Here is a 25,941-nt window from a genome sequence, read left to right as displayed (position 1 = left end):
CGCAATACGTTCAGGCAATCCACGAAGGCATGGATGCGGCGCGCGCGGATGAGGTCTTATCGAGCACTCTCCCTGGCCGCCTTCAGGGCGTCCCAAACCCTGTAAGGCGTCGCGGGCATATCGAAATCTTCGACGCCAGCCGAGCGAAGCGCATCCAGGACGGCGTTCATCAGCGTCGGCAGCGCCCCGGTCGTGCCGGCCTCACCGCCGCCCTTGACGCCGAGCACATTGGTGGGCGAGGGCGTCGGCAGGTCGAAGAAACGCGGCGTCGGCATGAAGTCGGCCCGCGGCATGAAATAATCCATGAAGCTGGCAGTCAGCATCTGGCCGCTGTCGCGGTCATAAACGATATGCTCGCCGAACACCTGGCCGGCGCCCTGGGCAAGGCCGCCATGCATCTGGCCTTCGAGAAGCGTGTGATTGATGACGTGCCCGGCATCATCGACGCCGATGTAGGAGGTGACTTTGGTCTCGCCGGTATTCGGGTCGATCTCCACTTCGGCCACATGCACGCCGCCGGGGAAATTTCGCTCCGGCTGGATCGAGGCGAGCGCATCCAGCGCGTTGCCATCCGGCGTGGCGTTGCGGGCAGCCAGTTCCAGAAGCGAGACCGACATGTTGGTTCCGGCCACCTTGTAGTGGCCGTCATCGAATTCGATGTCGGTTTCCGAGGCTTCCAGCGCCTCGGCGGCGAGCTTCAGGCCCTTTTTCACCACCTCGCGGGAGGTGATGGTCAGGGAGGCGCCGTGCGAAGCCATGGTCCGCGACCCCATCGTGCCGGCACCCTTGAGCTTGTGAGGCGCATGAACGCTGTTGGCGCGCAGGTTGATCAGGTTCTCGTCGATGCCGAGTTCCTTTGCAACCAGCCGCGGCAGCACCGTCTCGTGGCCCTGACCGGCGGATCCGGACAGCGTGTAGAGCGTCAGCGTGCCGTCCGCCTCGAAGCGGATCTCGGTTTCTTCCGGCATATGGCCGCCGCCGGACGGCTCGATGAAGACGCCCATGCCGATGCCGCGCAGATGGCCGCGTTCCTCGGAGGCTTTCCGGCGGGCTTCGAAACCTCTCCAATCGGAGATCGATACCACCTCTTCCAGCATCGCGACATAGCCGCCGCTGTCGTAGACCGTGGTCGGTGTCGTGTAGGGATAGGCGTCGTCTGGGATCAGGTTCTTCCGGCGGATTTCGATCCGGTCCATGCCGAGATCGGTTGCGGCCTGATCCACCAGCCGCTCGACGAAATAATTGATGTCCGGACGGCCCGCGCCGCGATAGGCGGCGATCGGCGAGGTATTGGTGAAGGCGAGGCGGTTGAGGCCGAATACCGCTGGGATGCGGTAACAGCCGGTGCCGGTCAGCATCGGGTTGAGCACATTGATCAGCGCGCCGGGCGGCGAATGATAAGCGCCGAGATCGCAAACGATATTCATCCGGATGGCGAGGAAGTCGCCGGTTTCGCTGAGAGCAAGCTCGCCGGCGAACCTGACAGCGCGGCCGTGATAATCGGCAAGGAAGCTTTCGGTGCGGCTGGCCGTCCAGCGCACCGGCCGACAGAGTTTCCTGGCTGCGAGCATGATCGCCGCATATTCCGGATAGGCCGCGCCACGGATGCCGAAGCTGCCGCCGACATCGCCCATGTGGTGCCGCACCTTTTCCGGCGGGTGGCCGGTGAAACGGGCAAGGCCATCGGCGAGGCCCGTGCCCTGGCTGGCGGAATAGACGTCGAAGACCTCCGTCTCGGCGTCGTATGCCGCCATGAAGGATTTGAGTTCGAGCGGGTTGGCGGCGACGCGTTGCGACTCGACCGTCAGCGTCGAGATATGCGCGGCCTTGGCGAAGGCTTCATCGGCCGTCGCCCTGTCGCCGAAACTGTGCAGGAAAACCAGGTTGCCCGGCACCTCGTCGAAAAGCTGCGGCGCGCCGTCTTCCAGCGCTGCCTCCGGATCGATGATAGCCGGCAGGTCCTCGTAATCGACCGCGATCAGCTCGACCGCATAGGCAGCCGCCTCGGCACTGTCGGCCACGACCATGGCAACCGGTTCGCCGACGAAACGGACGCGGTCGGTCGACAGCGCATAGCGGTGTGGTGCCTTGATCTTCATGCCATCGACGCCGGGGAAGGAGACCAGCGGGCCGGGGGCGATCAGGTTTGCTTCGAGCGCATCCCTGCCCGTCAGCACGATATGGACGCCCGGTGCGGCGAGCGCGGCCTCGACATCGATCGAAACGATGCGCGCATGCGGCTGGTCGGCTCTCAAGAATGCGGCGTGGAGCTGGTTATCCAGCACCTTGTCTGCGGTATAGGCGCCTTGGCCGGTAACAAGTCTTATGTCTTCCCGGCGACCGGTGAAGACCTCGTGATCACTGCTCAAAACCACTCTCCCACGCCATGCAATTTTCTGCCGGAGATATCTCTACCGCCTCTGAGCAGCGAATGGAAAGCCGCCTCTGGCATACCTTTTTCTACTTCGTCACATCGATCACCACACGCCCGCGGATTTTCCCCGCAATAATATCCTCGGCGAGTTGCGGCAGGTTGGACATCGGCTCCGTCGTGGTGATTTCCGAAAGCTTGGCGGGATCGAGATCGCGGGCGAGCCGCGCCCATGCCGACAGCCGCTGTTCGCGGGTGGCGATGACGCTGTCGACCCCGATCAGCGTCACGGCGCGCAGGATATGCGGCAGCACGGTGCCCGGAAGGTCGGCGCCGCCGGCAAGGCCACAGGCGGCGATGGCACAGCCCCGCATTGTCTGGGAGAGCGCGTTGACGAGCGTCGTCGAACCGACGCTGTCGACGCCTCCGGTCCAGCGTTCCTTCTGCAGCGGACCGCCTTTTTCGGCAAGCACGGCGCGGTCGATGAAATTGGTGGCGCCGAGCGAGGCGAGATAGTCATGGGTTTCCGGACGGCCGGTGGACGCGGTGACATTGTAGCCGCGGGCTGCCAGGAGCGCGATTGCCACCGAGCCGACGCCGCCGGCTGCGCCGGTGACCAGCACTTCGCCCTCACCGGGCTTGATCGAACCCCATTTCTCCAGCGCATCGACACAGAGTGCCGCGGTATAACCTGCGGTGCCGATTGCCATCGCCTGTTCCATCGAAAAGGCATCGGGCAGGCGGATCAGCCATTCCGGCTTGACGCGCTGGTAGCGGCCGAAGGCGCCCCATTCGGTTTCGGAAAGGCCCCAGCCGTTCAGCACGACCTTGTCGCCGGCCTTCCATTCCGGCGAGCGAGATTCGACGACGGTGCCGGAGAGGTCGATGCCGCCGATCATCGGCATGCGCCTGGCGATCCGGCCCTTGCCTGATATCGCCAAGCCGTCCTTGTAGTTGAGCGTCGAATAGGCGATCTCGACCAGCACGTCATTGTCGGGCAGATCGGCGATCGAGATCTCCCTGAAGGCGCCTTTCGGCTTGCCGTCGATGGCGTCGATGACCATGGCGGTGAAGGTCTCGGTCATGTCTCTCTCCCGATATGGTGGCGATGTTGGTTTTTAAGCGGAGGCCTGTGTGGCGGCATCGCGCCTGGCGCGCGCGTCGAGCACGGCAGAATAACTTTCGCGCACATAGGCGAGCAGCCGGGCCAGCGCATCGGCGGCCTTGGCATCCTCGCGGCTGCGCACAGCATCGACGATTTCCTGGTGCAGCGAAGCGACGTGGTGGCGTTCGCGAACCCGGAAGACGATCATGTTGGTGATCGGAATGAAAGCCTCGATGACGGTGTACATCATCAGCTTCAACGGGCCGTTGCCGGTCGATTCCACCAGCGCTCTGTGGAAACGCACGTCCGAAGCGCAGAAATCCTCGTCGCTAACAGCCTCGTCGAGCTGCACCGCGATCTCCGCTTCCATCGCAGCGAGATCGGTCTCGCTGCGATTTGCGGCGGCCAGCCGGCAGCAGACGGCTTCCGTCTCCAGCCTGGCGGTGATGATCTCTTCGATGTCGAAGGCACCGATGCCGACCAGTAGGGTGGCGGCGCCCGTGATTGCCTTCGAAAGACCTTCCGGATCCGGCCGCTTGACGAAATTACCGCCGGTCGGGCCGCGTTTGGAATGGATGAGGTTCTGGGCGGCGAGGCGCTTCAGGGCCTCGCGCACCGTCGGGCGGGAAATTCCGAAGCTTCGGGCAAGTTCTTCCTCGGTCGGCAGGCGCTCATCGATCTTCAGCCGGCCGTCCATGATCGCGGAACGGATATTGTCCGATACCTGTCTCGCAATGCCCGTGCGGACGACCTCGTCGTATTTGAGGATCATGTCACCCTTCCCATGGTTCCTGCCATAGTGATGCCATGGTCGGGCTAAAAACGCTACTGCTTTTTAAATATAGGTTTGACAAATAGGGGAATGGGAATAACCTCGCCCCCAAGAAACAAGGGGAACGAGAGAATGGGCGCAATCGCATTCGGCCGAGCCGGAGCGCAGGGCTGCGACGCAGGGTTTTGCGGGGGAGGCGGGCTTTGTCCTCTGACCGCGTGAACCGTCTTGTCTCCAGCCTCGAAAGCAGGCTGGATGCCGCTGCGATCCTCACCGGCGATGCGATTTCGGATGGCTATGCTGCGGATGCGACCGCTCGAGGCAGCCGACCAGCTGCCGTCCTGCGTCCGCGCAACACCGAAGACGTTTCCGCCATTCTTTCCGCCGCCAACGAACTCCGCCAGCCGATCGTCGTGCAGGGCGGCCGAACCGGGCTTTCCGGTTCTTCAAGGCCCGTCGAGGGCGAAATTTCCATCTCGCTCGAACGGATGAGCGGCATCGAGTCGATCGACGTCGCGGCTCAGACAATGATCGTCAAGGCAGGCACCCCGCTGCAGGTCGTTCAGCAGGCGGCGAGCGACGTGGGCCTGTTCTTCGGCGTCGATATCGGGGCGCGCGGTACCGCCACGGTCGGCGGCAATATCGGCACCAATGCCGGTGGCATCCGGGTTCTGCGCTACGGCATGTACCGGGCGCAGGTCATGGGGCTGGAAGCGGTGCTGCCGGACGGGACGATCCTCTCCTCGCTGAAGGGCCTGACCAAGGACAATTCCGGCTACGACCTCAATCCGCTGTTCATCGGCACCGAAGGCACGATCGGGGTCGTGACACGCGCCTGCCTGAAACTGCATCCGAAACCGCAGATCGAGCGCAACGCCTTCATCGCCCTGCCATCGCTGAAGGCGGCGCAGGATCTGCTGGCGCGGCTGCGGGTGGAACTCTCCGGCCTCATCTCCGCGTTCGAGGCGATCTTTCCGAATGTCTACGAAGGCACGGTCGACCATATGGGGATCCGCCCGCCGGTCGAGAAAGGGGCCGGCATGTATGCGATGGTCGAGATCCAGGGCCAGGCGCCGGATCAGGATAACGAGCGCTTCGAGGCGGCCCTTGCTGCCGCGCTGGAGGACGGGCTTGCCACCGACGTGGTGCTCTCCAACTCACTGCGCGAGTTCAACGGGCTGTGGGGCATTCGCGACGGCATCAACGACTATCTGTTCGGCAATGGGGTGACGATCGGCTTCGATATTTCCGTGCCGCTGTCCCGCATGCGGGAATTTCTCGACAGGGCCGCGCTCGCCGTCGACGAGATCGATCCGGATGCGCGCACCTATATTTTCGGCCACCTGGGCGACGGCAACCTGCATTATTGCATGTTCAGCCATCATGAGAAAAAGGTCGCCGAGGCGATCTTCTCGGGCATCGAGGCGGTCGGCGGCGGTGTTTCCGCCGAGCACGGCATTGGCACCGACAAGGTGAAATACCTGAAATATGCCCGCAGCGAAGCCGAGATCGCCACGATGCGCCGGCTGAAAGCCGCATTCGATCCGAACTACATTCTCAATCGCGGCCGGGTCTTCGAGGCGCCGGTGTCCGTGCAGCAGGCGGAGCGGGTCTAGATGTCGATCCATGCCGCGCCGGAAAAAAGCCCCTCGGACAGCAAGGTCAGCCTCGACGACCGCTACACGCTGGAAAAAGGCCGCATCCTGGTGTCGGGCACGCAGGCTCTGGTGCGCCTGCCGATGATCCAGCGCCAGCGGGATTTGGCTCACGGGCTCAATACAGCCGGTTACGTGTCCGGCTATCGGGGCTCGCCGCTCGCCGGTTTCGACCGTGAGATGGCGCGTGCGAAAAAGTTTCTCGATGCGAGCCATGTAAAATTTCATCCGGGCCTCAACGAGGACATGGCGGCGACCGCCGTCTGGGGCACCCAGCAGACCGGCATGTTCCAGGGCTCGCGTTACGACGGCGTGTTCGGCATGTGGTACGGCAAGGGCCCGGGCGTCGACCGCAGCATGGATGTCATCCGCCACGCCAATGCGATCGGCACCAACCCGAACGGCGGCGTTCTGCTGCTGGTCGGCGACGATCACGGCGCCGTTTCCTCCACCCTGCCGCACCAGAGCGAGCACAACCTGATCTCGGCCATGGTGCCGCTGCTGTCGCCGGCCGGCGTCGGCGAATATATCGAATACGGCCTGCTCGGCATCGCGATGAGCCGCTATTCCGGCGCCTGGGTCGGTTTCAAGTGCCAGACCGAGATAGTCGAATGCTCGGCGACGGTCGATCTCGATCCGGATAAGCCGGAGATTGTTTTCCCCGACGAGACCTTTGCGCCGGACGGCTTGTCGCTGCGCTGGCCGGACGGGCCGCATGCGATGGAGCTGCGGCTCGAGCGCAAGATGCTCGCCGTTCAGGCTTTTGCCCGCGCCAACAGGCTGGACCGTGCCATCTGGGGGGCCACGGGCCGTGCCCGTCTCGGCATCGTCTCGACCGGCAAATCCTGGCTCGACCTTTTAGGCGCCTTAGCGCTGCTCGGCATCGACGAGGCGCGCGCCGCTGAACTCGGCATCGCGCTCTACAAGGTCGGGTTGGTCTGGCCGCTGGAGCCGCAGGGGATCGCGGAGTTCGCTTCCCGTGTCGACGAACTGCTCGTGGTCGAGGAAAAGCGGTCGATCCTTGAGGACCAGATCAAGGCGCAGCTTTTCAATCTTCCCACGGAACGGCGTCCGCGCGTCTTCGGCAAGGCCGGCGAAAATGGTTCAACGCTGCTGCAGGCGATCGGAGAGATCGGTACGCTGTCGGTCGCCAAGGCCATCCTTTCCCGACTCGGTTATCTCGACGAGGCGCTGCAGGCCAAGGCGCGGTTCATCGAAGAAATGTCGATCGCCATGGGCGTCGAGGCGACCGCGCTCAAGCGCGAGGCCTATTTCTGCTCCGGCTGTCCGCACAGCGTCTCGACCCGCCTGCCGGAAGGAAGCCGGGCTTCGACCGGCATCGGCTGCCACATGATGATCATCGGTAACGAGGACCGCAACACCTCGACGTTCACCCAGATGGGCGGCGAGGGCGGTTCGTGGATCGGCCTGTCGCCCTTCACCGACGAGAAGCACATCTTCGTCAACATGGGCGACGGCACCTACTTCCATTCCGGCCTGCTCGCCATCCGTGCCGGGATCGCGGCACGCGTCAACGCCACCTACAAGATCCTCTATAATGACGCGGTCGCGATGACCGGCGGCCAGAAACATGACGGCGACGTTACCGTGCCGGGGATTGTCGGGCAGATGCTGGCGGAAGGTGCTGCGCGCGTCGTGGTGGTCGCCGAGCGGCCGGAGGTCTGGCAAGGCAAGCTGCCGCGTGAGGTTTCCATCCATCACCGCGACGAACTCGACGCGGTGCAGCGCGAGCTGCGCGACATCCCAGGCGTCACGGTGCTGGTCTACGATCAGGTCTGCGCAGCGGAAAAGCGCCGCCGCCGCAAGCGGGGCGCCTATCCGGTCTCGGACAAGCGCGCCTTCATCAACGAACTGGTCTGCGAAGGCTGCGGTGACTGCTCCGCCGTCTCCAACTGCATCTCCATCGAGCCGCAGGAAACCGAGTTCGGCCGCAAGCGCCGCATCAACCAGTCGAGCTGCAATACCGATCTTTCCTGCATCAAGGGTTTCTGTCCGAGCTTCGTCACCGTCGAGGGCGGCAGCATCCGCAAGCCGGCGGCGAAGTCGAAATCGGTGAAAACAGATGACCTGCCGCTGCCCGCGTTCACGGCGACTTTCGAGACGCCCTACAGCATGCTGCTCGCCGGGATCGGCGGCACCGGCGTCATCACGGTCAGCGCCATACTAGCCCAGGCGGCGCTTCTCGATGGGCTGGCCTTGGTGACGCTCGACCAGACCGGGCTTGCCCAGAAGAACGGCTCCGTCGTTTCGCATATACGGCTGGCGAAGGATCCGGCGCAGATCAATGCGGTGCGGGTCGGCCCCGGCGAAAGCGATCTCGTGCTCGGCTTCGATATCGTCGTCGCCGCGCAGAAGAATTCGCTGGCTTCGTTTGCGAAGAACAAGACGCGCGCCGTCATCGACGACCATTTCGCCCCCACCGCGTCCTTCGTGAAGGACACGACGATCGATTTCCGGCAGGAGGCGACGCTGAAATCGCTGCGTCGTGCCGCCGGAGATGAAGCCGTCGAGACGGTTGCCGCGACCGACATGGCAACCGCGCTGCTGGGTGACGCGATTGCTGCGAACATGTTCCTGCTCGGCCATGCCTGGCAGCGCGGGCTGATCCCCATCAGCCTCGCCGCTATCGACAAGGCGATCGAGCTCAACGGCACCGGCATCGCCATGAACCGCGCCGCCTTCGGTTGGGGCCGCCGGGCTGCGGTGGATGTGGAAGCCGTTGCGCGTGCGGCGGGCCTCGTGAAGCCGGAGCCGAAGGCCGAGACGCTGGAGGAGATGGTCGCCAAGCGCGTCGCCTTCCTGATCGATTACCAGAATGCCGCCTATGCCAAGCGCTACGAGGGTCTGGTGGATGTCGCGAAATCAGCCGAGGCGCAGCTGCGCGGCATAAGCGGTTTTGCCGAGGCGGTGGCGAAGAACGCTTTCAAACTGATGGCTTACAAGGACGAATACGAGGTCGCCCGCCTGCATCGGGACCGGAGCTTTGAGAAGAAGCTCGCCGAGCAGTTCGAAGGCGACTTCAAGATCAGGCATCACCTGGCACCGCCGATGATCGCCAGGATCGACCGGCGGACCGGCCATCCAGCGAAGATCGCCTTTGGCGCATGGATCCGACCCGCTTTTGCGGCGCTCGAAAAACTGAAATTCCTGCGCGGCACGGCCTTCGATCCCTTTGGCCGCACGGCCGAGCGGCGGATGGAGCGGCAGTTGATCGATGACTATTTCGATCTCGTGGCCGAGCTTTCGGCCGGGCTGGATGCCGGCAATCATGCGCTTGCCGCCGAGCTCGCCGGCCTGCCGGACATGGTTCGCGGCTTCGGCCATGTGAAGCTCGCATCCGTCGAGCGTTTCGAAAAGCGTAAAACCGATCTCCTTGCGAAATGGCGGGCGAGGGAGCCGCTCACCCGTGTCGCGTAACCGTTCCCGTATCCGAGAGTGACCCGCATGGCAGAGAAGATCATCATCGATACCGACCCCGGCCAGGACGACGCGCTGGCCATCCTGCTGGCGCTCGCCAGCCCGGAAATCGACGTGCTGGGGATCGTTGCTGCCGCAGGCAACGTCCCGTTGTCGCTGACGACCAAGAATATCCGCAAGATCTGCGAACTCGCCGGCCGTTCGGACATCAAGGTGTTTGCCGGCTGCAGCCAGCCGATGACCGGGCCGCTCGTCACCGCCGAACATGTCCATGGCGCGACGGGTCTCGACGGCGCCGATCTTCCCGAGCCGACCATGCCGCTTCAGGAACAGCAGGGGGTCGATTTCATCGTCGAGACGCTCACAAGCGAACCGGCCGGTACCGTCACCGTCTGCACGCTCGGGCCGCTCACCAATCTCGGCAAGGCTTTGACCCGGGCGCCCGAAATCGCCGCCCGTATCAAACAGATCGTGCTGATGGGCGGTGGGCTGTTCGAAGGCGGCAACATCACGCCGGCGGCGGAATTCAACATCTATGTCGATCCGCAGGCCGCGGCCGTCGTGTTCGGTTCGGGCGTGCCGATCGTGATGATGCCGCTCGACGTCACCCACCAGACGCTGACGACCCGCGCTCGCGTTGCCGCCATCCAGGCAATCGGCACGCCGCTTTCCGACGCCGTGGTCGGCTGGCTGGATTACTTCGAGCGCTTCGACGTGGCGAAATACGGCAGCGACGGCGGGCCGCTGCACGATCCGAACGTGATCGCCTACCTCGTAAAGCCGGAGCTTTATTCCGGCCGGCTCTGCAACGTGGAGATCGAGACGGAGTCGGAACTCACCAAGGGCATGACAGTCGCCGACTGGTGGGGCGTTTCCGGCCGACCGAAGAACGCGATGTTCATGCGCGACGTCGATGCCGACGGTTTTTATGCGCTGCTGACCGAGCGGTTGTCATGGTTCGGCCGCGCGGAGAATGCGGCTCCACCGAAGCTGCGGCTGGTGTAACTCTCAACCCTCATCCCTGTGCTTGTCACAGGGATCCAGCAGCGCTGCGTCTGCGGCGCGGAAGAGCCTTTTCAGCCCAAGGACTTGGGCTGGCTGGATTCCTGTGACAAGCACAGGAATGAGGGTGTGTAGAGCGTCGTTGCCAATAATGAGCGCCAGTTCACCGTCACGACCTCTTCCGCGGGATGATCAGCGCGTCGAGGATGCGCACGCCTTTGCCCTCGGGCAAGACCGCTACCGGATTGAGATCGATAGCCTCGATATCGTCGCCATATTGCGCGGCGAACTCCGATATCTTGACCAGAAGTTCGGCGAGTGCCCTGCGATCCGCCTTCGGCGCGCCACGATAGCCTTCCAGCAGCGATGCCAGTTTGGTCTCGCCGATCATCGCCTCGGCGCGGGTTAGGTCGATCGGCAGGAGGTCGAAGGCGCTGTCCTTCACCAGTTCCACCAGCACCCCGCCGATGCCGACGACGAGGCCGAAACCGAAGGGTTCGTGACGCACGAGGCCGACCAATGCCTCGACGCCGCCCGTCACCATTTCCTGTACCGAGACGCCGCGCAGATCCCCATTCGGGACGTAGGCGCGGGCGCTGGCGATAATGGCGTCGAAGGCGGCGCGAGCTTCCGTTTCCGAGCCGATGCCGAGCTTCACGCCGCCCGCTTCGGATTTGTGCAGAATATCCGGCGACTCGATCTTTATGACGACCGGGAAGCCAAGTTTCCGAGCTGCTTCCGCGGCGGCATCGGCGCTGGTCACGAGTTGTTCGCTCGGGACCGGCAGGCCCTCGGCGGCGAGCAGTTGCTTGGCCTCGCGTTCGGTCAAAGCACCGGCGGGGAGGTTTTTCTTTGTCGCGGTTGTTTTGTCGGGCCAGGAGACGAGGCGGCTTTGAGTGATCAGGCTGCGGACGGCTGTCAGCGCGCTTTTCGTGCCGCGCAGCACCGGCACATTCGAAAGCTTGGCCTCGACATCCGGATGATGGCCGGAGGAGAGGTTGCTCATGAACACGACCGGCACCTTGCCCGTCTCGGCATAGTCGGAAACCGCCTCGGCGATGCCGAGATATTCGGAGGCGCAGAAATCGTCGAGGCCAACGGGTGCGTCCTGGGTCGCGACGATCAGGCCGACCGAAGTATCGTCGGCGAGCGCGTGCAGGAGATCGCGGTAGATCTTGCCGTCCGCGAAGACGACGCCGGTCGTATCGAGCGGGTTCTGGGGTGTGGCAAAGGGCGGCAGCAACGCCTCCAACCGTGCGACCGTTTCGGGCTGCAGATCGGGCAGCGAGAGGCCGACCTCATCGGCGATATCGGAAACATGGGCCACGCCGCCACCCGAGACGCCGACGATGGCGACGCCCGGCTTGGCGGGCCGGTCCTTCAGGTCCAGGCAGAGGGTCGCCGTTTCCATGAAGCCGTCCATGTCCGGCACTTCGATGATGCCGGTCCGGCGGAAGAAGGCGCGGTAGGCGTCATTGCTGCCGGCGAGGGAGCCGGTGTGAGCGGCGGTCGCCTGGGCACCGCGTTCCGAGCGGCCGGCGCGAAGGGCGATCACCGGCTTGTTGGCCGCATGCATCCTCTCCATCGCGGCCGCCAGTCTTTCCGGCTCGCGAATAGCCTCGATGACGATGCCGACGGCGCTGGTCTGATCATCCGCCGCGAGGAATTCGAGGTAGTCGGGAATATCGGTCGCGGCGCTGTTGCCGGAGGAGACGATGTGGCTGAAGCCAAATCGGCCGGTATTGCCGAGCGCGATGGCGCTGGCGCCGGAATGGGAAAGAATCGCGAAACGGCCCTTTTCGAGATTGGTCGAGAGGCTGGAGGAATAGAGTGCGGCACCGGAGCTCAGGTTGAAGAGGCCGAGGCAGTTCGGGCCGCAGATCGCCATGCCGTAACGCTCGGCGATCTCGATCAGTTGCTGCTGCCGCTCGCGGCCGGCCTCGTCCAGTTCGGCGAACCCGGAGGCCAGCACGACCGCCGCCTTGACGCCGGTGCTTCCGGCCTCTTCGAGGGCCGCGATCACCTTGTCGGCGGCAATGCCGATCACCGCGACATCCGGAGGCGTATCAAGTGCCGAGAGGGAGGGCGAGGCGGGAAGTCCGAAGATTGTCCCGGCCTTCGGATGCACCGGAATGATCTGTCCCTGATAGCCGAAGCGTATCAGGTTCTTCATCACATAGCTGGAGGAGGCGTCGGCGCGCTCGGTGGCGCCGACGACCGCGACGGAGCGCGGTGCCATCAGGGCTCGCATCACTTCCGCGGTATTGGCCCTCATGACCAAAACCTCAGTCGAGGCCCTTAAAGGGGTCGTCGCGGAAGGCGAGATATTCCTTCAGCGACATCTTGGCGAGGTTTGCCATCCACTCGCGGCCCTGGCGGGTGACGTGGAGGGCGGCAATCGCCTCGATATTGTACTGGAACGACGGCATCAGCCCGGCAACCATCTGCTGGTTGTTGATCGAGGCCTTCGTATATCTCAGCGCCGGCACCGGCATGCGGGCAAGCTTGCGGGCGAGGTTCTCGGTCTTTTCCTTGAGCTGGTCGGCCGGCACGACCTTGTTGATCAGGTGCATGCGCAGCGCTTCTTGCGCATCCACCATATCTCCGGTGAACATCAGCCAGCGCACGTCGCGGGTGGCGAGCAGCCAGGGCATCATCAGCGCCGGCGGGCCGGAATTGTGGCGCACTTCCGGTTCGCCGAACTTGGCGTTGTCGGCGGCGATCGCCAGATCGCAGCACATCATCAGCTCAAGTGCGCCGGCAAGCGCGTAACCGTTGACCGAGGCGATGACGGGGATCGGGGCGCGCCAGATGTTGAGCAGAGCTTCGGCATTTTCCGTCATGTCTTCGCGCCAGAAATCGATATCGACGTCGAAATCGTCGCCCTGCAGGTCGTAGCCGGAGGAGAAGGCACGCCCGGTGCCGGTGATGACGAGCGCATTGACGTCCGGATCGGCGACGGCTGCGGCAACCGCCGCGTCGATCTCGCGGATCACCGTCTTGTTCATCGCGTTCATCTTGTCGGGGCGATTGATGGTGATCGTCGCGAACTTGTCGGTCAAATCCTTCTCGTAAAGGATCGTCTCGTAGCTGTTCATTTGCGGGTTCATGGGCAGTTCCCCTTGTTCTTGAACTATTTGCCGGCCTTCTTCAGCGCCGCGTAGGCGACGGCCATCTTCGCGGCGAGACGCGCGTTGTTCTTCACCAGTTCGATATTGGCCTTGAGGCTCTCGCCCTTGGAAAGCTCGTTGATACGAGCGAGCAGGAAGGGCGTCAGTTCCTTGCGGCCGATGCCGCGCTCTTCCGCTTCGCGCACGGCATCCGAGATCGTGTCGTCGATGAATTCCGGCGTCAGGGCTGCGGCTTCCGGGATCGGGTTGGCGATCAAGAGGCCGGTGCCGGTGCCGAGTTGGCGGTGCAGATACATGGCCTCGGCGATCTCTTCGGCCGTATCGAGCCGGTGGTCGGCCTTGAAACCGCTCTTGCGGGTGAAGAAGGCCGGGAAATCGTCGGTGCCGTAAGCGATGACCGGAACGCGCTGGGTTTCGAGATATTCCAGCGTCTTGGCGATATCGAGGATCGATTTCACCCCGGCGCAGACGACGGCGGTCCTGGTGCGGCCGAGTTCGGTCAGGTCGGCGGAAATGTCGAACGTCTGCTCGGCGCCGCGATGCACGCCGCCGACGCCGCCAGTCGCAAAGATGTCGATGCCGGCGAGATCGGCCATCAGCATGGTGGCGGAAACCGTGGTGCCGGCCGACTGGCCGCGGACCATGGCGACGGCGAGGTCGCGGCCGGATGCCTTCACGACGCCCTTGGCCTGAGCCAGTTCTTCCAGTTCGCTGTGTTCGAGGCCGACGCGCAGCTCGCCGTTGACGACGGCTATGGTCGCCGGGATCGCGCCGTTGTCGCGGATCACCGCCTCGACGCCGAGTGCGGTTTCGAGATTGGCCGGGTAGGGCATGCCATGGGTGATGATCGTCGATTCCAGCGCCACGACCGGGCCGCCGGCTGCGATCGTTTCGGCCACTTCGCGGCTCAGCTTCGGTTTGATGAGGGCCATTTCGGTATTCCTTAAATCGTTTTCGACCAGCCGATGGGTCAGCCGGCCAATCGGTGCATATTGGCTTCCAGGAAGCGTTCGGACAGGTCCGTATGGACGCTTGCGGTGCTTTCGGTGGTCAGCGTGCCGAGCAGCGCGCCGGTGCGGGCCGCATTGTAGGTGTCCTCGCCGTGCAGGATCCGGTGCAGCGTGCCCGCGATCATCGCATCACCTGCGCCAGTGATATCGACGGGCCGGGCATGGACTGCCGGGAAGGTGCGGGCGCCCTCGGTGCCGGCGACCGCAATGCCGCGCGGACCCATGGTGACGACCGCCTCACGGGCGCCGGCGGCCTGCAATGCAAGCGCCGCCTCCTTGGCGTCGTCGATCGTCTCGTGCGCATTGCGCCCGAGGACCGCGTTCGCCTCATCGATGTTCATGAACAGCAGGTCGACGCCGGTGAGATCTTTCGGCAGGCGGGCTGCCTTGGGTGTCGAGACCGCGTCGATCGCCAGCCGGAAACGGGCACCCTGACGCTTGGCGATCAGAGCCGAAAGCGTTTCGGCCGGCAGGTTGCAGTCGGAAAACACCCAGCTTGCGGCGGCGAGATGCGGCCAGATGCGCTCGATATGGCTCGGCAGCAGCAGGTCGAAAATGCTCATGTCGGCAATGCCGAGCACGAGGTCGCCCTTGGTGTCGAGGATAGCGGCATATTCCGCCGTCGGGCGCTCGGTCGTGGTGATGATCTGGCTGACATCGATGCCGCGGTCGCGCATGTGCTTGACGACGGCCCGTCCGCCTTCGTCGTCGCCGACGATCGACACGAAACTGGTCGTGGTGCCGAGAAGGGCGAGGTTTTCCGCGACATTGCGGGCAACGCCGCCGAGGCTGCGCACGCCGTCGACCGGGTTCGAAGTCTCGAAGACGAACTCCTGCTTGGCGCGGTATTTGCGGTCGAGCACGGCGCCGCCGATGCAGACGGCGCGGGTCTCCGCGGGCATCACGTAACCGCGGCCGAGGATGTAACCCTTCTGCATCAGCTGCACGATATGGGCGGCGACCGTCGAACGGGCCAGCCCGAGCACGGTGGCGATCTCCTGCTGGCCCGCGAACGGGTTGTCCTTGATGATTGCCAGGACGGCCGCTTCCTGTGGCGCAAGGTCATCCATGTTTCGTCGATCGTCCTTGGGTCGAAAACCGCATTGCAACTTCGTTCATTTTGATATGGACAACAACAGATGTTTTTGTCAACATCTGTTTGTCAGATGTGAATTGGAGGAAGGCATGTCCTTAACGAGCGCCAATCCTGCGTCATCCAATGATGCCGTTTCCGGTATTCCAGTGGTCGATGTCGGCCCCTTCATCCGCAACGAGGCAGGCGCTGCCGCCGTCGTGAAGACGATCGAAACCGCCTGCCGCGACACTGGTTTCTTTCTCGTGACCGGCCACGGTGTTTCGCCTGAAGTGACGTCGAGGCTCTACAATCTCGCCCGCGCCTTCTTCGATTATCCGCAGGACTGGAAGAAAACCCAGGGCCGCGGCGCCGGCGTTTTGGGCGGCGTCGCCTTTTCGCCGATCGCCGAGGAGGCGCTCGCCGCCACGCTCGGCATCAAGACGCCCGGCGACTACAAGGAAAGCCTGAACTTCGGCGAGAACCTGCCCGGCGACACCTGGCCGGACAGGCCGGATGGCCTGGAACAGGCGTTCCGCGATTATTTCAAGGAAATGGAAACCCTCGCCAAGCACATGCGCCGCATCTTCTGCCAGGCGATCGGGCTCGATCAGGACTATTTCGAACCTTCCTTCGAAAACCATCTCTCGGCGTTGCGCGTCATCAACTATCCGGAACAGGACGAATCGCCGCTGCCGGGCCAGATGCGTGCCGGCGTGCATACCGACTATGGCTTCATGACGATCCTGCGCTCGGAGGCTTCGGCCGGCGGGCTGCAGGTGCGCAACCGCAACGGCGACTGGCTGGACGCGCCGTCGATCGAGGGCGCCTATGTGATCAACATCGCCGATGCCTTCATGCGCTGGACGAATGACGAATGGGTCTCGACGCCGCACCGCGTTGCCAATCCACCGACCGGTTTCAAGGGTACGGCGCGCCGTCAATCGATCCCGTTCTTCCTCAACCCGTCGAAGGATACGGTGATCGAATGCCTGGCCCCGTTCGTAAAGGGCGGTGCCAAGTATGAGCCGATCACCTATGGCGACTATATCGATCTGAAGACGAAGCAGGCCTTTTCGAAAGGCTGATCACCGACCACATTCGTGCGCAGAAGCGGAGAACCGCCGGCACAGCAAGGTCTCGAAAGACCGCAACAAGGGGAACTGAACATGATGGATTTGACAAAGCGGCAAACGCTTGCCGGAATGGGTGCACTCGCCGCGGCCAGCCTTTTCGGTCTTCCGGCGCGGGCTCAAGGGAAGGCGCTGGTCGTGCCGACGCTCGGCGGGGTGTGGGAACAATACTGGCGTTCGACCGTCGGTCCCGCCTTCACCAAGCAGACCGGCGCCGCCGTGACGCTCGACGTTGGCAACGGCCGCGTCTGGGGCGCCAACCTGCGTGCGGCGGGCGCCGCCAAGCCACCCTATTCGATCGTGATGACCAACGAGGTTTTCGCCTCAGGCCTGCGCAAGGAGGGTTTTTTCGAAAAGCTCGATCTCACCAAGCTCTCGAACTACAACGATCTTTATCCGCTCGCCAAGAAAACAGACGGCTGGGGCGCGATCGGCGCCGTTTCGCCGATCGGCATCGGCTACCGCACCGACCTCGTGAAGACCAAGCCGAAGTCCTGGAAGGATCTCTGGAACAACCCGGAATTCAAGGGCAAGATCGGCCTCTACAACTTCGCCAACAGCGCCGGCAAGATGGAACTGCTGCTGTTTTCGAAGATCTTCGGCAAGGACCAGTATGACGTCGATGCCGGTTTTGCAGCACTCCAGAAGCTGGGATCGGTGATCCAGGTGGACTTCAACATGTCGACCGGCCTTGCCTCCGGCGAAATCGTCGTCGCACCCTTCGACTTCGGCGAAATCGCTCGCCTGCGTCGCCAGGGCCTGCCGGTCGACTGTATCATCCCGGAGGAAGGGATGTTCATGTTCGACCAGACCATCAACATCCTCACCAACGCGCCGGAAAAGGAGCTGGCCTACCAGTACGCCAACTTCCTGCTGTCGCCGGAAGTGCAGGGGATGATGATGAAGGAATTCTTCATCTCGCCGACCAATTCCAAGGTGATCGTGCCGGCCGAGCTCAAGGTCGACGTGCCGGTTTCCGGTGCCGACATGGACAAGATCCTCACCTGGGACTGGGGCTTCGTCAACGAGAAGCAGGGCGAGCTCGCCGAACGCTGGGCGAAGACCATCAAGTGATTTCCCCCGCTGCGATCATGGTCTGCCTTCGAAAGCAGGCCATGATCGGCTTTTTTCGGGTCAGGTTCTTCAATTGGAAAGTGAAATTTCATGACAGAGGTTAGCATCGAAAAGCTGACCAAGGACTACGGGCAGGGTCCTGCGGTCAACAGCATTTCGATCAGGATCGCCGAGGGCGAGTTCATCTCGCTGCTCGGGCCGTCCGGTTGCGGCAAGACGACGACGCTAAAGATGATCGCCGGTTTCGAGGACGCGACCGCAGGGGCGATCCGCTTCGACGGCCGGGACGTGGTGCATGTGCCGGTCGAAAAGCGCGATATCGGCATGGTCTTCCAGAACTATGCGCTGTTTCCGCATATGACGGTCGAAAAGAACCTCGCCTTCGGGCTCGAGATGCGGAAGCTCCCAAAGGACGAGATCCGCACCCGCATCGCCAAGGTGCTGGATATGGTGCAGCTCACCGGTTATTCGGAGCGTTATCCGCGCCAGCTTTCGGGCGGCCAGCAGCAGCGCGTGGCGCTTGCCCGCGCTCTGGTCATCGAGCCGAAGATCCTGCTGCTCGACGAACCGCTCGCCAATCTCGATGCCAAGCTGCGCGAGGAGATGCGTGTCTTCATCCGCGACCTGCAACGCCGCGTCGGCATTACCACGGTCTACGTCACCCACGACCAGGCCGAGGCGATGACCATGTCCGACCGGGTGGTGGTGATGTTCGGCGGCCGTATCGCCCAGATCGGCACGCCCTCCGACATTTACGAGCGTCCCGCCAATCTGGAAGTCGCCGAGTTCGTCGGACAGGTGAACATCATCCGCGGCAAGGTCGGCAATAGGGTCGTTTCGACTGCCTTCGGCGACGTGCCGGTCAGCGGAGATTTCGCCGATGGTGCCGAACTGATGCTGGCTCTGCGTCCGGAAGCGGTCGAGCTGCTGCCGATCAGCTCAGGTTCTGCAGGGGCGCCGGCCAAGGTTCTGTCGAGCTATTATTCCGGCAGTCTCGTTGACTACCGGCTGGAGCTTGCGACCGGCGCCGTCGTCAACGTCCAGACGTTTCCACGCACGCGGTTTGCCGATGGCGACCAGGTGCTGGTGCATGCGCCGTCCGATCGCTTCTGGCCGCTAGGGACCGTGGCATGATTGTCCCGCCCAGAAAAAGGTTCGGACCGCTGCTGCTGATCGCGCCTGCCGCGATCCTGCTCGGCGTGTTCCTCGTGCTGCCCTATCTCAATATCGTCGTCATGAGCTTTCGTATGCCGGGACAGGGCACGCCTTATGGGCCGGGCTTCACGCTTGGCAATTACGGCAAGTTCTTCTCGGACTTCTTCTATGTCCAACAGGTCATCAACACGCTGTGGATCGGCTTCCTGACGACCTTCATCTGCCTGGTTCTCGGGTATCCCGTCGCCTGGCAGCTCGCGCGCGGGGCCTCGACCTTCCGCGCGCTGGGTTATGCGCTGGTGCTCTCGCCGCTGCTCGTCGGCATCGTCATCCGCAGTTATGGCTGGACGATCCTGCTCGGCAATAACGGCATCATCAACCGCACCCTGACCGGCTGGGGGCTGATCGATGGGCCGCTGCCGCTGATGTACAATGCGCTCGGCATCATCATCGCGCTGGTGCATGTCTTCCTGCCCTTCATGATCCTGCCGATCATGAGCGCCATCCAGGGCATCGATCCGTCGCTCGAAGCGGCGGCTCGGTCGCTGGGCGCGTCGAAGGTCACCTCCTTCCGGCGCATCACCCTGCCGCTGTCGCTGCCGGGCATCCAGGCCGGCTGCATCCTCGTCTTCGTCCTGTCGCTCAGCGCTTATGTGACGCCATCCCTGATCGGTGGCTTGCGCGTAAAAACCATGGCGGTGACGGTGGTGGATGCGCTGATCGATACGTTCCAGTGGCCGTTCGGATCGGCGCTGGCGCTGATGCTGTCGGTCACCGGTGCGATCTTCGTCGTCATCTTCGGGCGGCTGACCGTCATGAAATGGAAGGCATAGAGACATGTCGAAACCGTTCTTCACCGTCTATTGCCTGATCATCTACGCTTTCCTGCTGGCGCCGATCGCGGTCGTGGTAATCGCTTCCTTCAATGCCGGGGCCTTCCTTACCTTCCCGCCGCAGGGGCTCTCCTTCCGCTGGTATCTCGTGTTCTTCAACAACGAGGTGTTCATGCGGGCGATCCGCACCTCGCTGTGGATCGCGACGCTGACCATGGTGATCTCCGGCATCATCGGCACGATGGCGGCGATGTTCTACGTGACCCATGCAGGCAAGCTGAAGGAAACGGTGCGGGTCGCCATGCTGGCGCCGCTCTTGCTGCCGGAAGTGCTGACGGCGATCTCACTGCTGTTCTTTGTCTATTCGGTCGGGCTCGGCACGCAGAACCTGGTCGGCATGATCGTCGGCCACGTGCTGATCACGCTGCCCTTCGTTTTCATCAACGTCTCGGCCTCGATGGAAAGCTACGATCCGGCCTGGAGCCTTGCGGCGCAGAGCCTCGGGGCAGGGCGGTTCACCCGCTTTCGGCGGATCATGCTGCCGCTAATCAAGCCGGGCGTCATCGGCGGCTGCCTGTTCGCTTTCATCATCTCGTTCGACGTCTTCACCATTTCCTTCATGCTGAAGGGTGTGGGCATGTCGACGCTGCCGATCCAGCTGTTCGACTACCTGCGCACCAATTTCACGCCGGAAGCGGCGGCCGTCTCGACCTGCTCGATCGTGCTGACGATGGCGGTGGTGGTCATCTCGGAAAAGGTGCTGGGCCTGCGCATCCACCGGTTCTAGGCGGTTCTAGTAGAGCTTGCCTCGGGCAGTGACAGGCCAGAGCGCCTCGACGCGGCCGTTCCGGACGCAGACATACCAGTCGTAGAGATTGCAGGTCGGGTCGCAATGGCCGGGCACGAGGCGCAGTCGGTCGTTGAGTTTCAGCGTATCCTGCGGGTCCTCGATCTTGCCGTGCTCGTCCGAGGCGCTGACGAACTTGAGGTCCGGGCGTTCGAATGCCGTCGGCAGGCCGCTGTCGATCGAGTGCGCCTTGAGGCCCGCATCGCAGATGGCGCGGCCGGAGGCAGGCTTGCTCATGATCGAGGTCAGCACGAACAGCGCATGTTCGAAACCGCCGACCGTGCCGTTGCCTTCGATCGAGCGGACACGGGCGTAATCCGCATCCATGAAGATGTAGGAACCGGGCTGGATCTCGTTGTAGACGCCGGAGGCGCCTTCGAGATTGTGGGTGCCGGTGCCCGCGCCGGTGACGATTTTCGGATCCAGCCCTGCGTCGCGCAGCAGTTCCGCCGTCTCCCGCGCCATGCCGATCGCCTTGTCGATCGCGGCGCAGCGCTCTGCCGGATCATAGATATGCTGGGCGTTGCCGTGATAGGCTTGGATGCCGGCGAAGGCGAGGTTCGGCGCGGCAACGACCGTCTTTGCGAGTTCGACGGCCGGTGCGCCGGGCAGCACGCCGCAGCGGCGGGCGCCGCAATCGATTTCCACCAGCACGTCGAGCGTGACGCCATGCCGGGTGGCCGCTTCCGAAAGTGTGGCAACGACAGCGGGATCGTCGACGCAGACGGAGACACGGGCGCTCTTTGCAAGCCGCGCCAGCCGGTCGATCTTCTTGCGGTCGGCCACCTCGTTGGCGACGAGCACGTCGGTGACACCGCCACGCACCAGCGCTTCCGCCTCGGATACTTTCTGGCAGCAGATGCCGACGGCGCCGCCGTTCGCCATCTGGTAGAGCGCGACATCCGCGGACTTGTGGGTCTTGGCATGCGGGCGAAGCCGGACGCTCATCGCCTCGGCGTGATCCTTCATCCGCGCGACGTTCCGCTCGAAGGCATCGAGATCGATAATCAGTGCCGGCGTCTGGATGTCGGCGATATTATCGCCGATGGCGGCCGGCACGTCGTAGCCGATGTCGTCGGAAGAGGAGGTCATGAGGTCGGGTCCGCACTGAGATGGCTGGACGATAGGTTCGCCGCCGCATCCAGGCAATCGTCCGCCTGCAATTTCGTTCAAGATCGATGTGGCGCTCTGCGATAGCTGTGGGAAAACACCTCGAAAGGATCCCCCATGAGCCCGGAATTCCTGGTCACCTCCTTCATCGTCGTCGCTTCGCCCGGTACCGGCGTGCTGATCACGCTCGCCGCCGGCCTGTCGCGAGGCGCGCGAGCAAGCCTCGTTGCCGCGCTCGGCTGCACGCTCGGCATCCTGCCGCACATGATCGCGGCGGTCTCGGGCCTTGCAGCGTTGCTGCATGCCAGCGCCTTGGCCTTCGAGATCATCAAATATCTCGGCGTCGCCTATCTGCTGTTCATGGCCTGGCAGGTCCTGAGGGAAAAGGGCGCGCTGACCGTGGAGGCGGACAAGACACCGAAATCCGTTGGCCAAGTCATCGTCTCGGCTATCCTTGCCAATCTGCTCAATCCGAAACTGTCGATCTTCTTCTTCGCCTTCCTGCCGCAGTTCGTCCGCCAGGACGAGGCTGCGCCGGTTCTGCGCATGACCGAGCTCAGCCTCGTCTTCATGCTGATGACCTTCGGCGTCTTCGTCGTCTACGGCCTGTTTGCCGCCTCGGTGCGGAACCACGTGATCTCGCGGCCGAATATTCTTGCCTGGATGCGCCGTATCTTCGCCGGCGCCTTCATGGTGCTCGGCGCGAGACTTGCGCTTTCGGCGCGATAGTTATTACCTGCCGCGTAATTGAGACGGTGCAGCCGCTCCGGCATGTTCGCCCTGCCTGCAACGAGCAGGGCGATCTCAAGGAGAAAAGACATGACCGACGCGAACACCAATGCCGAACGTTATCTCGCCATCTGGAACGAAACGGATGCCATTCGCCGCAAGGCGATGATCGCCGAGGCCTGGGCGGAAGACGGGCTTTACGTCGATCCGCTGATGCGCGGCGAAGGCCATGAGGGCGTCGATCGCCTGGTTGAAGGCGTCCAGGCGCGGTTTCCGGGTTTCCGCTTCACGCTGATCGGCACGCCCGACGGCTACGACGACAATCTGCGCTTTTCCTGGGGACTCGGCCCGGTGGATGGCGAGGCGCTGATCAAGGGCACGGATTTCGCCGTCCTGGAAAACGGCCGGCTGAAGTCGGTCTGCGGTTTCCTCGATCAGGTCCCGGCCGCCGCATGACGACCCTCGCACCCGCCCGCCCTCTCGGTGATTTCCTGCGCGAATGGCGCCGTCGCCGGCGCATGAGCCAGCTCGACCTGGCGTTGGAGGCCGATATCTCGCAGCGTCATCTGAGCTTCATCGAAAGCGGACGGGCGGCCCCTAGCCGGGACATGCTGCTGCATCTCGCGGAGCGGCTTGAAGTGCCGCTTCGCGAGCGCAATCCGATGCTGCTCGCCGCCGGTTTCGCGCCGGTGTTTGCCGAGCGCAAACTGGACGATCCGGCACTTCAGCCGGCGCGCCGCGCGATCGATATGGTGCTGAAGGGCCACGAGCCGTTCCCGGCACTCGCGGTCGACCGGCACTGGACCCTGGTGGCCGCCAATGCCGCAGTGGCGCCGCTGCTTGCGGATGTCGGCGACCGGTCGCTGATCGAGGGGCCGGTGAATGTGCTGCGGCTCAGCCTGCATCCGCAGGGCCTTGCGCCTCACATCGCCAATCTGGTCGAATGGCGCAATCACCTGCTCGAACGGCTGCACCAGCAGATCGCGGCGACAGGCGACCGTATTCTTCAGAAACTGCTGGAAGAACTCTCGGGCTATCCGATGCCGGAAGGGGCGTCGAAGTCGGCGCCGAAACATGATTATGCGGGCATCGCCGTGCCGATGGAATTGCGGACGGAGGCGGGGCTTTTGTCCTTCATCTCGACGACGACGGTCTTCGGAACCCCGGTGGATGTGACGCTGTCGGAACTGGCGGTCGAATCCTTCTTTCCCGCCAATGACGAAACGGCCCGGCTTCTGCGCCAGATGGCAGAGGCCGGGCCGTCGAAGAGCGACAGTTAGAGAGTTAGGATCGCGGGCGGATCAGAATTCGGTCCACTGCGATTCCGCCGTTGCGGCAGCCGCGGCACCGCCGAAGGACTTGCTGACGCGCTGCGCAAGGCGACGGGCCGGCGATTCCTGCGGAGCCGCATTGCGGCCGGCCGGGGCCGGGCCGGAGCCGTAGGCCGGCCGCTGCTGCATTCCGGAACGCTGGCCGCCGTCGGAGAGCTTGAAGCGGGTGAGGAGATCACGCAGCTTCGTGCTTTCCGATGCGAGATTGGCGCCGGCGGCGTTGGTTTCCTCAACCATCGCGGCGTTCTGCTGGGTCACCTGGTCCATCTGGTTGACGGCGGTATTGACTTCGGCGAGACCGAGCGACTGTTCGCGGGCTGCGATAGCGATCGCATTGATATGCTCGTTGATGGTGACGACGTGGCTTTCGATCGTCTTCAGCGCATCGCCGGTCTCGCGGACGAGCTTCACGCCGTTCTGGACCTCGGCACCCGACTTGCGGATGAGATCCTTGATCTCCTTGGCCGCATTCGCGGAACGCTGGGCGAGTTCGCGGACTTCCTGTGCGACGACCGCAAAACCCTTGCCGGCCTCACCGGCGCGGGCCGCTTCGACGCCGGCATTCAGTGCGAGAAGGTTGGTCTGGAAGGCGATCTCGTCGATCACGCCGATGATGTTGGAGATCTGGCTGGACGACTGCTCGATGCGCTGCATGGCATCGACGGCGTTGGCGACGACGGCGCCCGACTGTGCGGCGCTGGAATTTGCCTGCAGGGCGATCGTCTTTGCCTCGTCCGCGCGCTTGGAAGAGTTCGAGACGTTGGTGGTGATTTCGTCGAGGGCCGCGGCGGTCTCTTCGAGTGAAGCGGCCTGCTGTTCGGTCCGCTTGGAAAGGTCGTCGGCGCTCTGGCTGACTTCACGCGAACCGCTGTCGATCGAATGGGCCGAGCCGGCGACTTCCGAGAGTGCCGCGCCGAGGCCGGACACGGCGGAGTTCAGGTCTTCGCGCAGAGCTTCGAAATCCGGAGCGAAGGGTTCGTTGAGCTGGAAAGCGAGATCGCCGGAGGCAAGGCGGCGCAGGCCGGCGGCGAGGCCGGAGGTCGCTTGCTGGAGGCGGGCCTGAGCGGAGGCTTCCGCCTCTTCCTGCACGCGGATACGGTCGGCTTCGGCTTGGGCGCGGGCTTCTTCGGCCTGTTCCTGAAGCTGCCTGTTGGAGATCGCGGCCTGACGGAAGACTTCCACGGCACCGGCCATCGCCCCGACTTCATCCTTGCGTCCTGCAAAGGGGATTTCGGTAGCGGTGTCGCCTGCGGCAAGGCCGCTCATCGACGCCGTGATGCGTTGGATGGGTCGGGCGATGCCGGACAGCACGTAGACCGCGGCACCGACGATCAGCAGAAAGACGACGCCGAGGATGATTTCCATCGTGGTGAGCGCGGTGGAATAGGTCGTCTGCGCCTTGGCGGTTTCGAGGGCCGCCTCATCCGTGTTCGACTTGACCAGCTTGGTCACGGCTTCCATGACCGGCTGGATGGTGATCCGCATCTTTTCCATCTCGACGCGGGCGCGGGCGTCGGAGGCCTTGCGGGAGAAGTCCAGCATCTTCTGCCCGTTGAGGACGTATTTGTCGATGCCGGTCTGGATCTGCTCGATGATCTGCTTTTCCTGATCGCTGGAGATCAGCGGCCTGTAGGTCTGGAGAGCAGCCTTGAGCGCGTCGGACTGCTGGGCGATCAGCTTTTCCGCAGTCTCCATGCCGAAGTCCGACGTCGTCGTCAGATGCCCCATATAGGCGACCGTCATTCCGAGGATGGCCGTCTCTATATTCTTCGAGGCCTGAACGCTCGGCATCGAGTTTTGCGAAATCGTGGTGAGATTTCCAGCGACATTGGAGAGCGAGGAAATGGCCGCCCAGGCGAGAACGGCGACGAGCGCCGCAATCGCGCCAAAGACGGCGATAAGCGAACTGCGAATGGAGAGACGGGACATGAGGTTCGGCTCCGGATTGGTGAAGCCTCGAAAGAGGCAACGCGTTTTCACGCGCAGATCTGATATCTGGCGGTGTGGGAAAAGAACCGGTCTCATACCAGCTCTTGCGCTACACCTGATGGCGGTCGCGCGGTAGCCGGAGCTTAGGGTCAAACTCTTTAACGACAGATTGAATTTTGATAATGTGCAACGTCTTTTGACGATTTTCGGAGCGAAAAATTCGAAATTTCGTCCAGGCTATCCG

At 63.4% G+C, this 25,941-nt stretch carries 20 protein-coding genes; 11 read left to right on the top strand and 9 right to left on the bottom strand.

Annotated features, from left to right (window positions below):
- Positions 1 to 56: 56 nt before the first annotated feature.
- From C5J22_RS20170 to C5J22_RS20160, 3 genes are all read right to left on the bottom strand, one after another.
- The gene (locus tag C5J22_RS20170; protein WP_172746717.1) at positions 57 to 2,369 is read right to left on the bottom strand and encodes a xanthine dehydrogenase family protein molybdopterin-binding subunit; all 2,313 of its coding nucleotides are present in this window, start codon (positions 2,367 to 2,369) and stop codon (positions 57 to 59) included.
- A 91-nt stretch (positions 2,370 to 2,460) separates the two neighbouring features.
- A complete protein-coding gene (locus C5J22_RS20165) occupies positions 2,461 to 3,456 on the bottom strand; it encodes an MDR family oxidoreductase (RefSeq protein ID WP_105439668.1) in 996 nt (331 codons plus the stop codon).
- 33 nt (positions 3,457 to 3,489) lie between these two features.
- Positions 3,490 to 4,248, bottom strand: a complete 759-nt coding sequence (locus C5J22_RS20160; protein ID WP_105439667.1) for a FadR/GntR family transcriptional regulator — start codon at positions 4,246 to 4,248, stop codon at positions 3,490 to 3,492.
- Positions 4,249 to 4,451: 203 nt separating this feature from the next.
- Here C5J22_RS20160 and C5J22_RS20155 point away from each other — a divergent pair, with 203 nt between their 5' ends.
- Genes C5J22_RS20155 through C5J22_RS20145 form a run of 3 tightly spaced genes read left to right on the top strand, consistent with a single transcriptional unit; the run spans position 4,452 to position 10,346 of the window.
- Positions 4,452 to 5,864, top strand: coding sequence for an FAD-binding oxidoreductase (locus C5J22_RS20155; protein WP_105439666.1), 1,413 nt, complete (start codon positions 4,452 to 4,454; stop codon positions 5,862 to 5,864).
- Positions 5,865 to 9,341, top strand: coding sequence for an indolepyruvate ferredoxin oxidoreductase family protein (locus tag C5J22_RS20150; protein ID WP_105439665.1), 3,477 nt, complete (start codon positions 5,865 to 5,867; stop codon positions 9,339 to 9,341).
- Positions 9,342 to 9,368: 27 nt separating this feature from the next.
- Complete coding sequence (locus tag C5J22_RS20145) at positions 9,369 to 10,346, top strand: nucleoside hydrolase (RefSeq protein ID WP_105439664.1); 978 nt, start codon at positions 9,369 to 9,371, stop codon at positions 10,344 to 10,346.
- Between the two features lie 166 nt (positions 10,347 to 10,512).
- Here C5J22_RS20145 and C5J22_RS20135 read toward each other — a convergent pair whose 3' ends face one another.
- The 4 genes from C5J22_RS20135 to C5J22_RS20120 are packed head-to-tail and all read right to left on the bottom strand — an operon-like array spanning position 10,513 to position 15,554.
- Entirely contained in the window at positions 10,513 to 12,618 is a 2,106-nt protein-coding gene (locus C5J22_RS20135; RefSeq protein WP_105439662.1) for an acetate--CoA ligase family protein, read from the bottom strand.
- 10 nt (positions 12,619 to 12,628) lie between these two features.
- Entirely contained in the window at positions 12,629 to 13,453 is an 825-nt protein-coding gene (locus C5J22_RS20130; RefSeq protein WP_105439661.1) for an enoyl-CoA hydratase/isomerase family protein, read from the bottom strand.
- Positions 13,454 to 13,476: 23 nt separating this feature from the next.
- Positions 13,477 to 14,406 (bottom strand): pseudouridine-5'-phosphate glycosidase, encoded by a 930-nt coding sequence (locus tag C5J22_RS20125; protein ID WP_105439660.1) that lies wholly within the window; start codon positions 14,404 to 14,406, stop codon positions 13,477 to 13,479.
- Between the two features lie 38 nt (positions 14,407 to 14,444).
- Entirely contained in the window at positions 14,445 to 15,554 is a 1,110-nt protein-coding gene (locus C5J22_RS20120; RefSeq protein ID WP_105439659.1) for a carbohydrate kinase, read from the bottom strand.
- 115 nt (positions 15,555 to 15,669) lie between these two features.
- On the opposite strand from C5J22_RS20120, the gene C5J22_RS20115 reads away from it, so the two are divergent.
- From C5J22_RS20115 to C5J22_RS20095, 5 genes are all read left to right on the top strand, one after another.
- Positions 15,670 to 16,644: an isopenicillin N synthase family oxygenase gene (locus C5J22_RS20115; protein WP_105439658.1), complete on the top strand. Its 975-nt coding sequence runs from the start codon at positions 15,670 to 15,672 to the stop codon at positions 16,642 to 16,644.
- A gap of 81 nt (positions 16,645 to 16,725) precedes the next feature.
- Entirely contained in the window at positions 16,726 to 17,763 is a 1,038-nt protein-coding gene (locus C5J22_RS20110) for an ABC transporter substrate-binding protein (protein WP_105439657.1), read from the top strand.
- A 90-nt stretch (positions 17,764 to 17,853) separates the two neighbouring features.
- Positions 17,854 to 18,897: an ABC transporter ATP-binding protein gene (locus C5J22_RS20105; protein ID WP_105439656.1), complete on the top strand. Its 1,044-nt coding sequence runs from the start codon at positions 17,854 to 17,856 to the stop codon at positions 18,895 to 18,897.
- A complete protein-coding gene (locus tag C5J22_RS20100) occupies positions 18,894 to 19,751 on the top strand; it encodes an ABC transporter permease (RefSeq protein ID WP_038545833.1) in 858 nt (285 codons plus the stop codon). Before C5J22_RS20105 ends, C5J22_RS20100 begins: the two co-directional genes overlap by 4 nt.
- A 4-nt stretch (positions 19,752 to 19,755) precedes the next feature.
- Entirely contained in the window at positions 19,756 to 20,538 is a 783-nt protein-coding gene (locus C5J22_RS20095; RefSeq protein WP_038545831.1) for an ABC transporter permease, read from the top strand.
- 6 nt (positions 20,539 to 20,544) lie between these two features.
- Here C5J22_RS20095 and C5J22_RS20090 read toward each other — a convergent pair whose 3' ends face one another.
- Positions 20,545 to 21,690: a DSD1 family PLP-dependent enzyme gene (locus C5J22_RS20090; protein WP_105439655.1), complete on the bottom strand. Its 1,146-nt coding sequence runs from the start codon at positions 21,688 to 21,690 to the stop codon at positions 20,545 to 20,547.
- A 135-nt stretch (positions 21,691 to 21,825) separates the two neighbouring features.
- Between C5J22_RS20090 and C5J22_RS20085 the strand changes: the two genes are divergently transcribed.
- From C5J22_RS20085 to C5J22_RS20075, 3 genes are all read left to right on the top strand, one after another.
- The gene (locus C5J22_RS20085) at positions 21,826 to 22,437 is read left to right on the top strand and encodes a LysE family translocator (RefSeq protein WP_105439654.1); all 612 of its coding nucleotides are present in this window, start codon (positions 21,826 to 21,828) and stop codon (positions 22,435 to 22,437) included.
- Between the two features lie 90 nt (positions 22,438 to 22,527).
- The gene (locus tag C5J22_RS20080; RefSeq protein ID WP_105439653.1) at positions 22,528 to 22,893 is read left to right on the top strand and encodes a nuclear transport factor 2 family protein; all 366 of its coding nucleotides are present in this window, start codon (positions 22,528 to 22,530) and stop codon (positions 22,891 to 22,893) included.
- Positions 22,890 to 23,717, top strand: a complete 828-nt coding sequence (locus tag C5J22_RS20075) for a helix-turn-helix domain-containing protein (RefSeq protein ID WP_105439652.1) — start codon at positions 22,890 to 22,892, stop codon at positions 23,715 to 23,717. The genes C5J22_RS20080 and C5J22_RS20075 overlap by 4 nt, the downstream gene beginning before the upstream one ends.
- A 21-nt stretch (positions 23,718 to 23,738) precedes the next feature.
- Here C5J22_RS20075 and C5J22_RS20070 read toward each other — a convergent pair whose 3' ends face one another.
- Entirely contained in the window at positions 23,739 to 25,697 is a 1,959-nt protein-coding gene (locus tag C5J22_RS20070) for a methyl-accepting chemotaxis protein (RefSeq protein ID WP_105439765.1), read from the bottom strand.
- Between the last annotated feature and the right edge of the window lie 244 nt (positions 25,698 to 25,941).

It is taken from the genome of Neorhizobium sp. T25_13 (genome assembly GCF_002968675.1).
Taxonomy (GTDB): domain Bacteria; phylum Pseudomonadota; class Alphaproteobacteria; order Rhizobiales; family Rhizobiaceae; genus Neorhizobium; species Neorhizobium tomejilense.
This window is presented reverse-complemented; position numbering and strand designations above follow the sequence as displayed.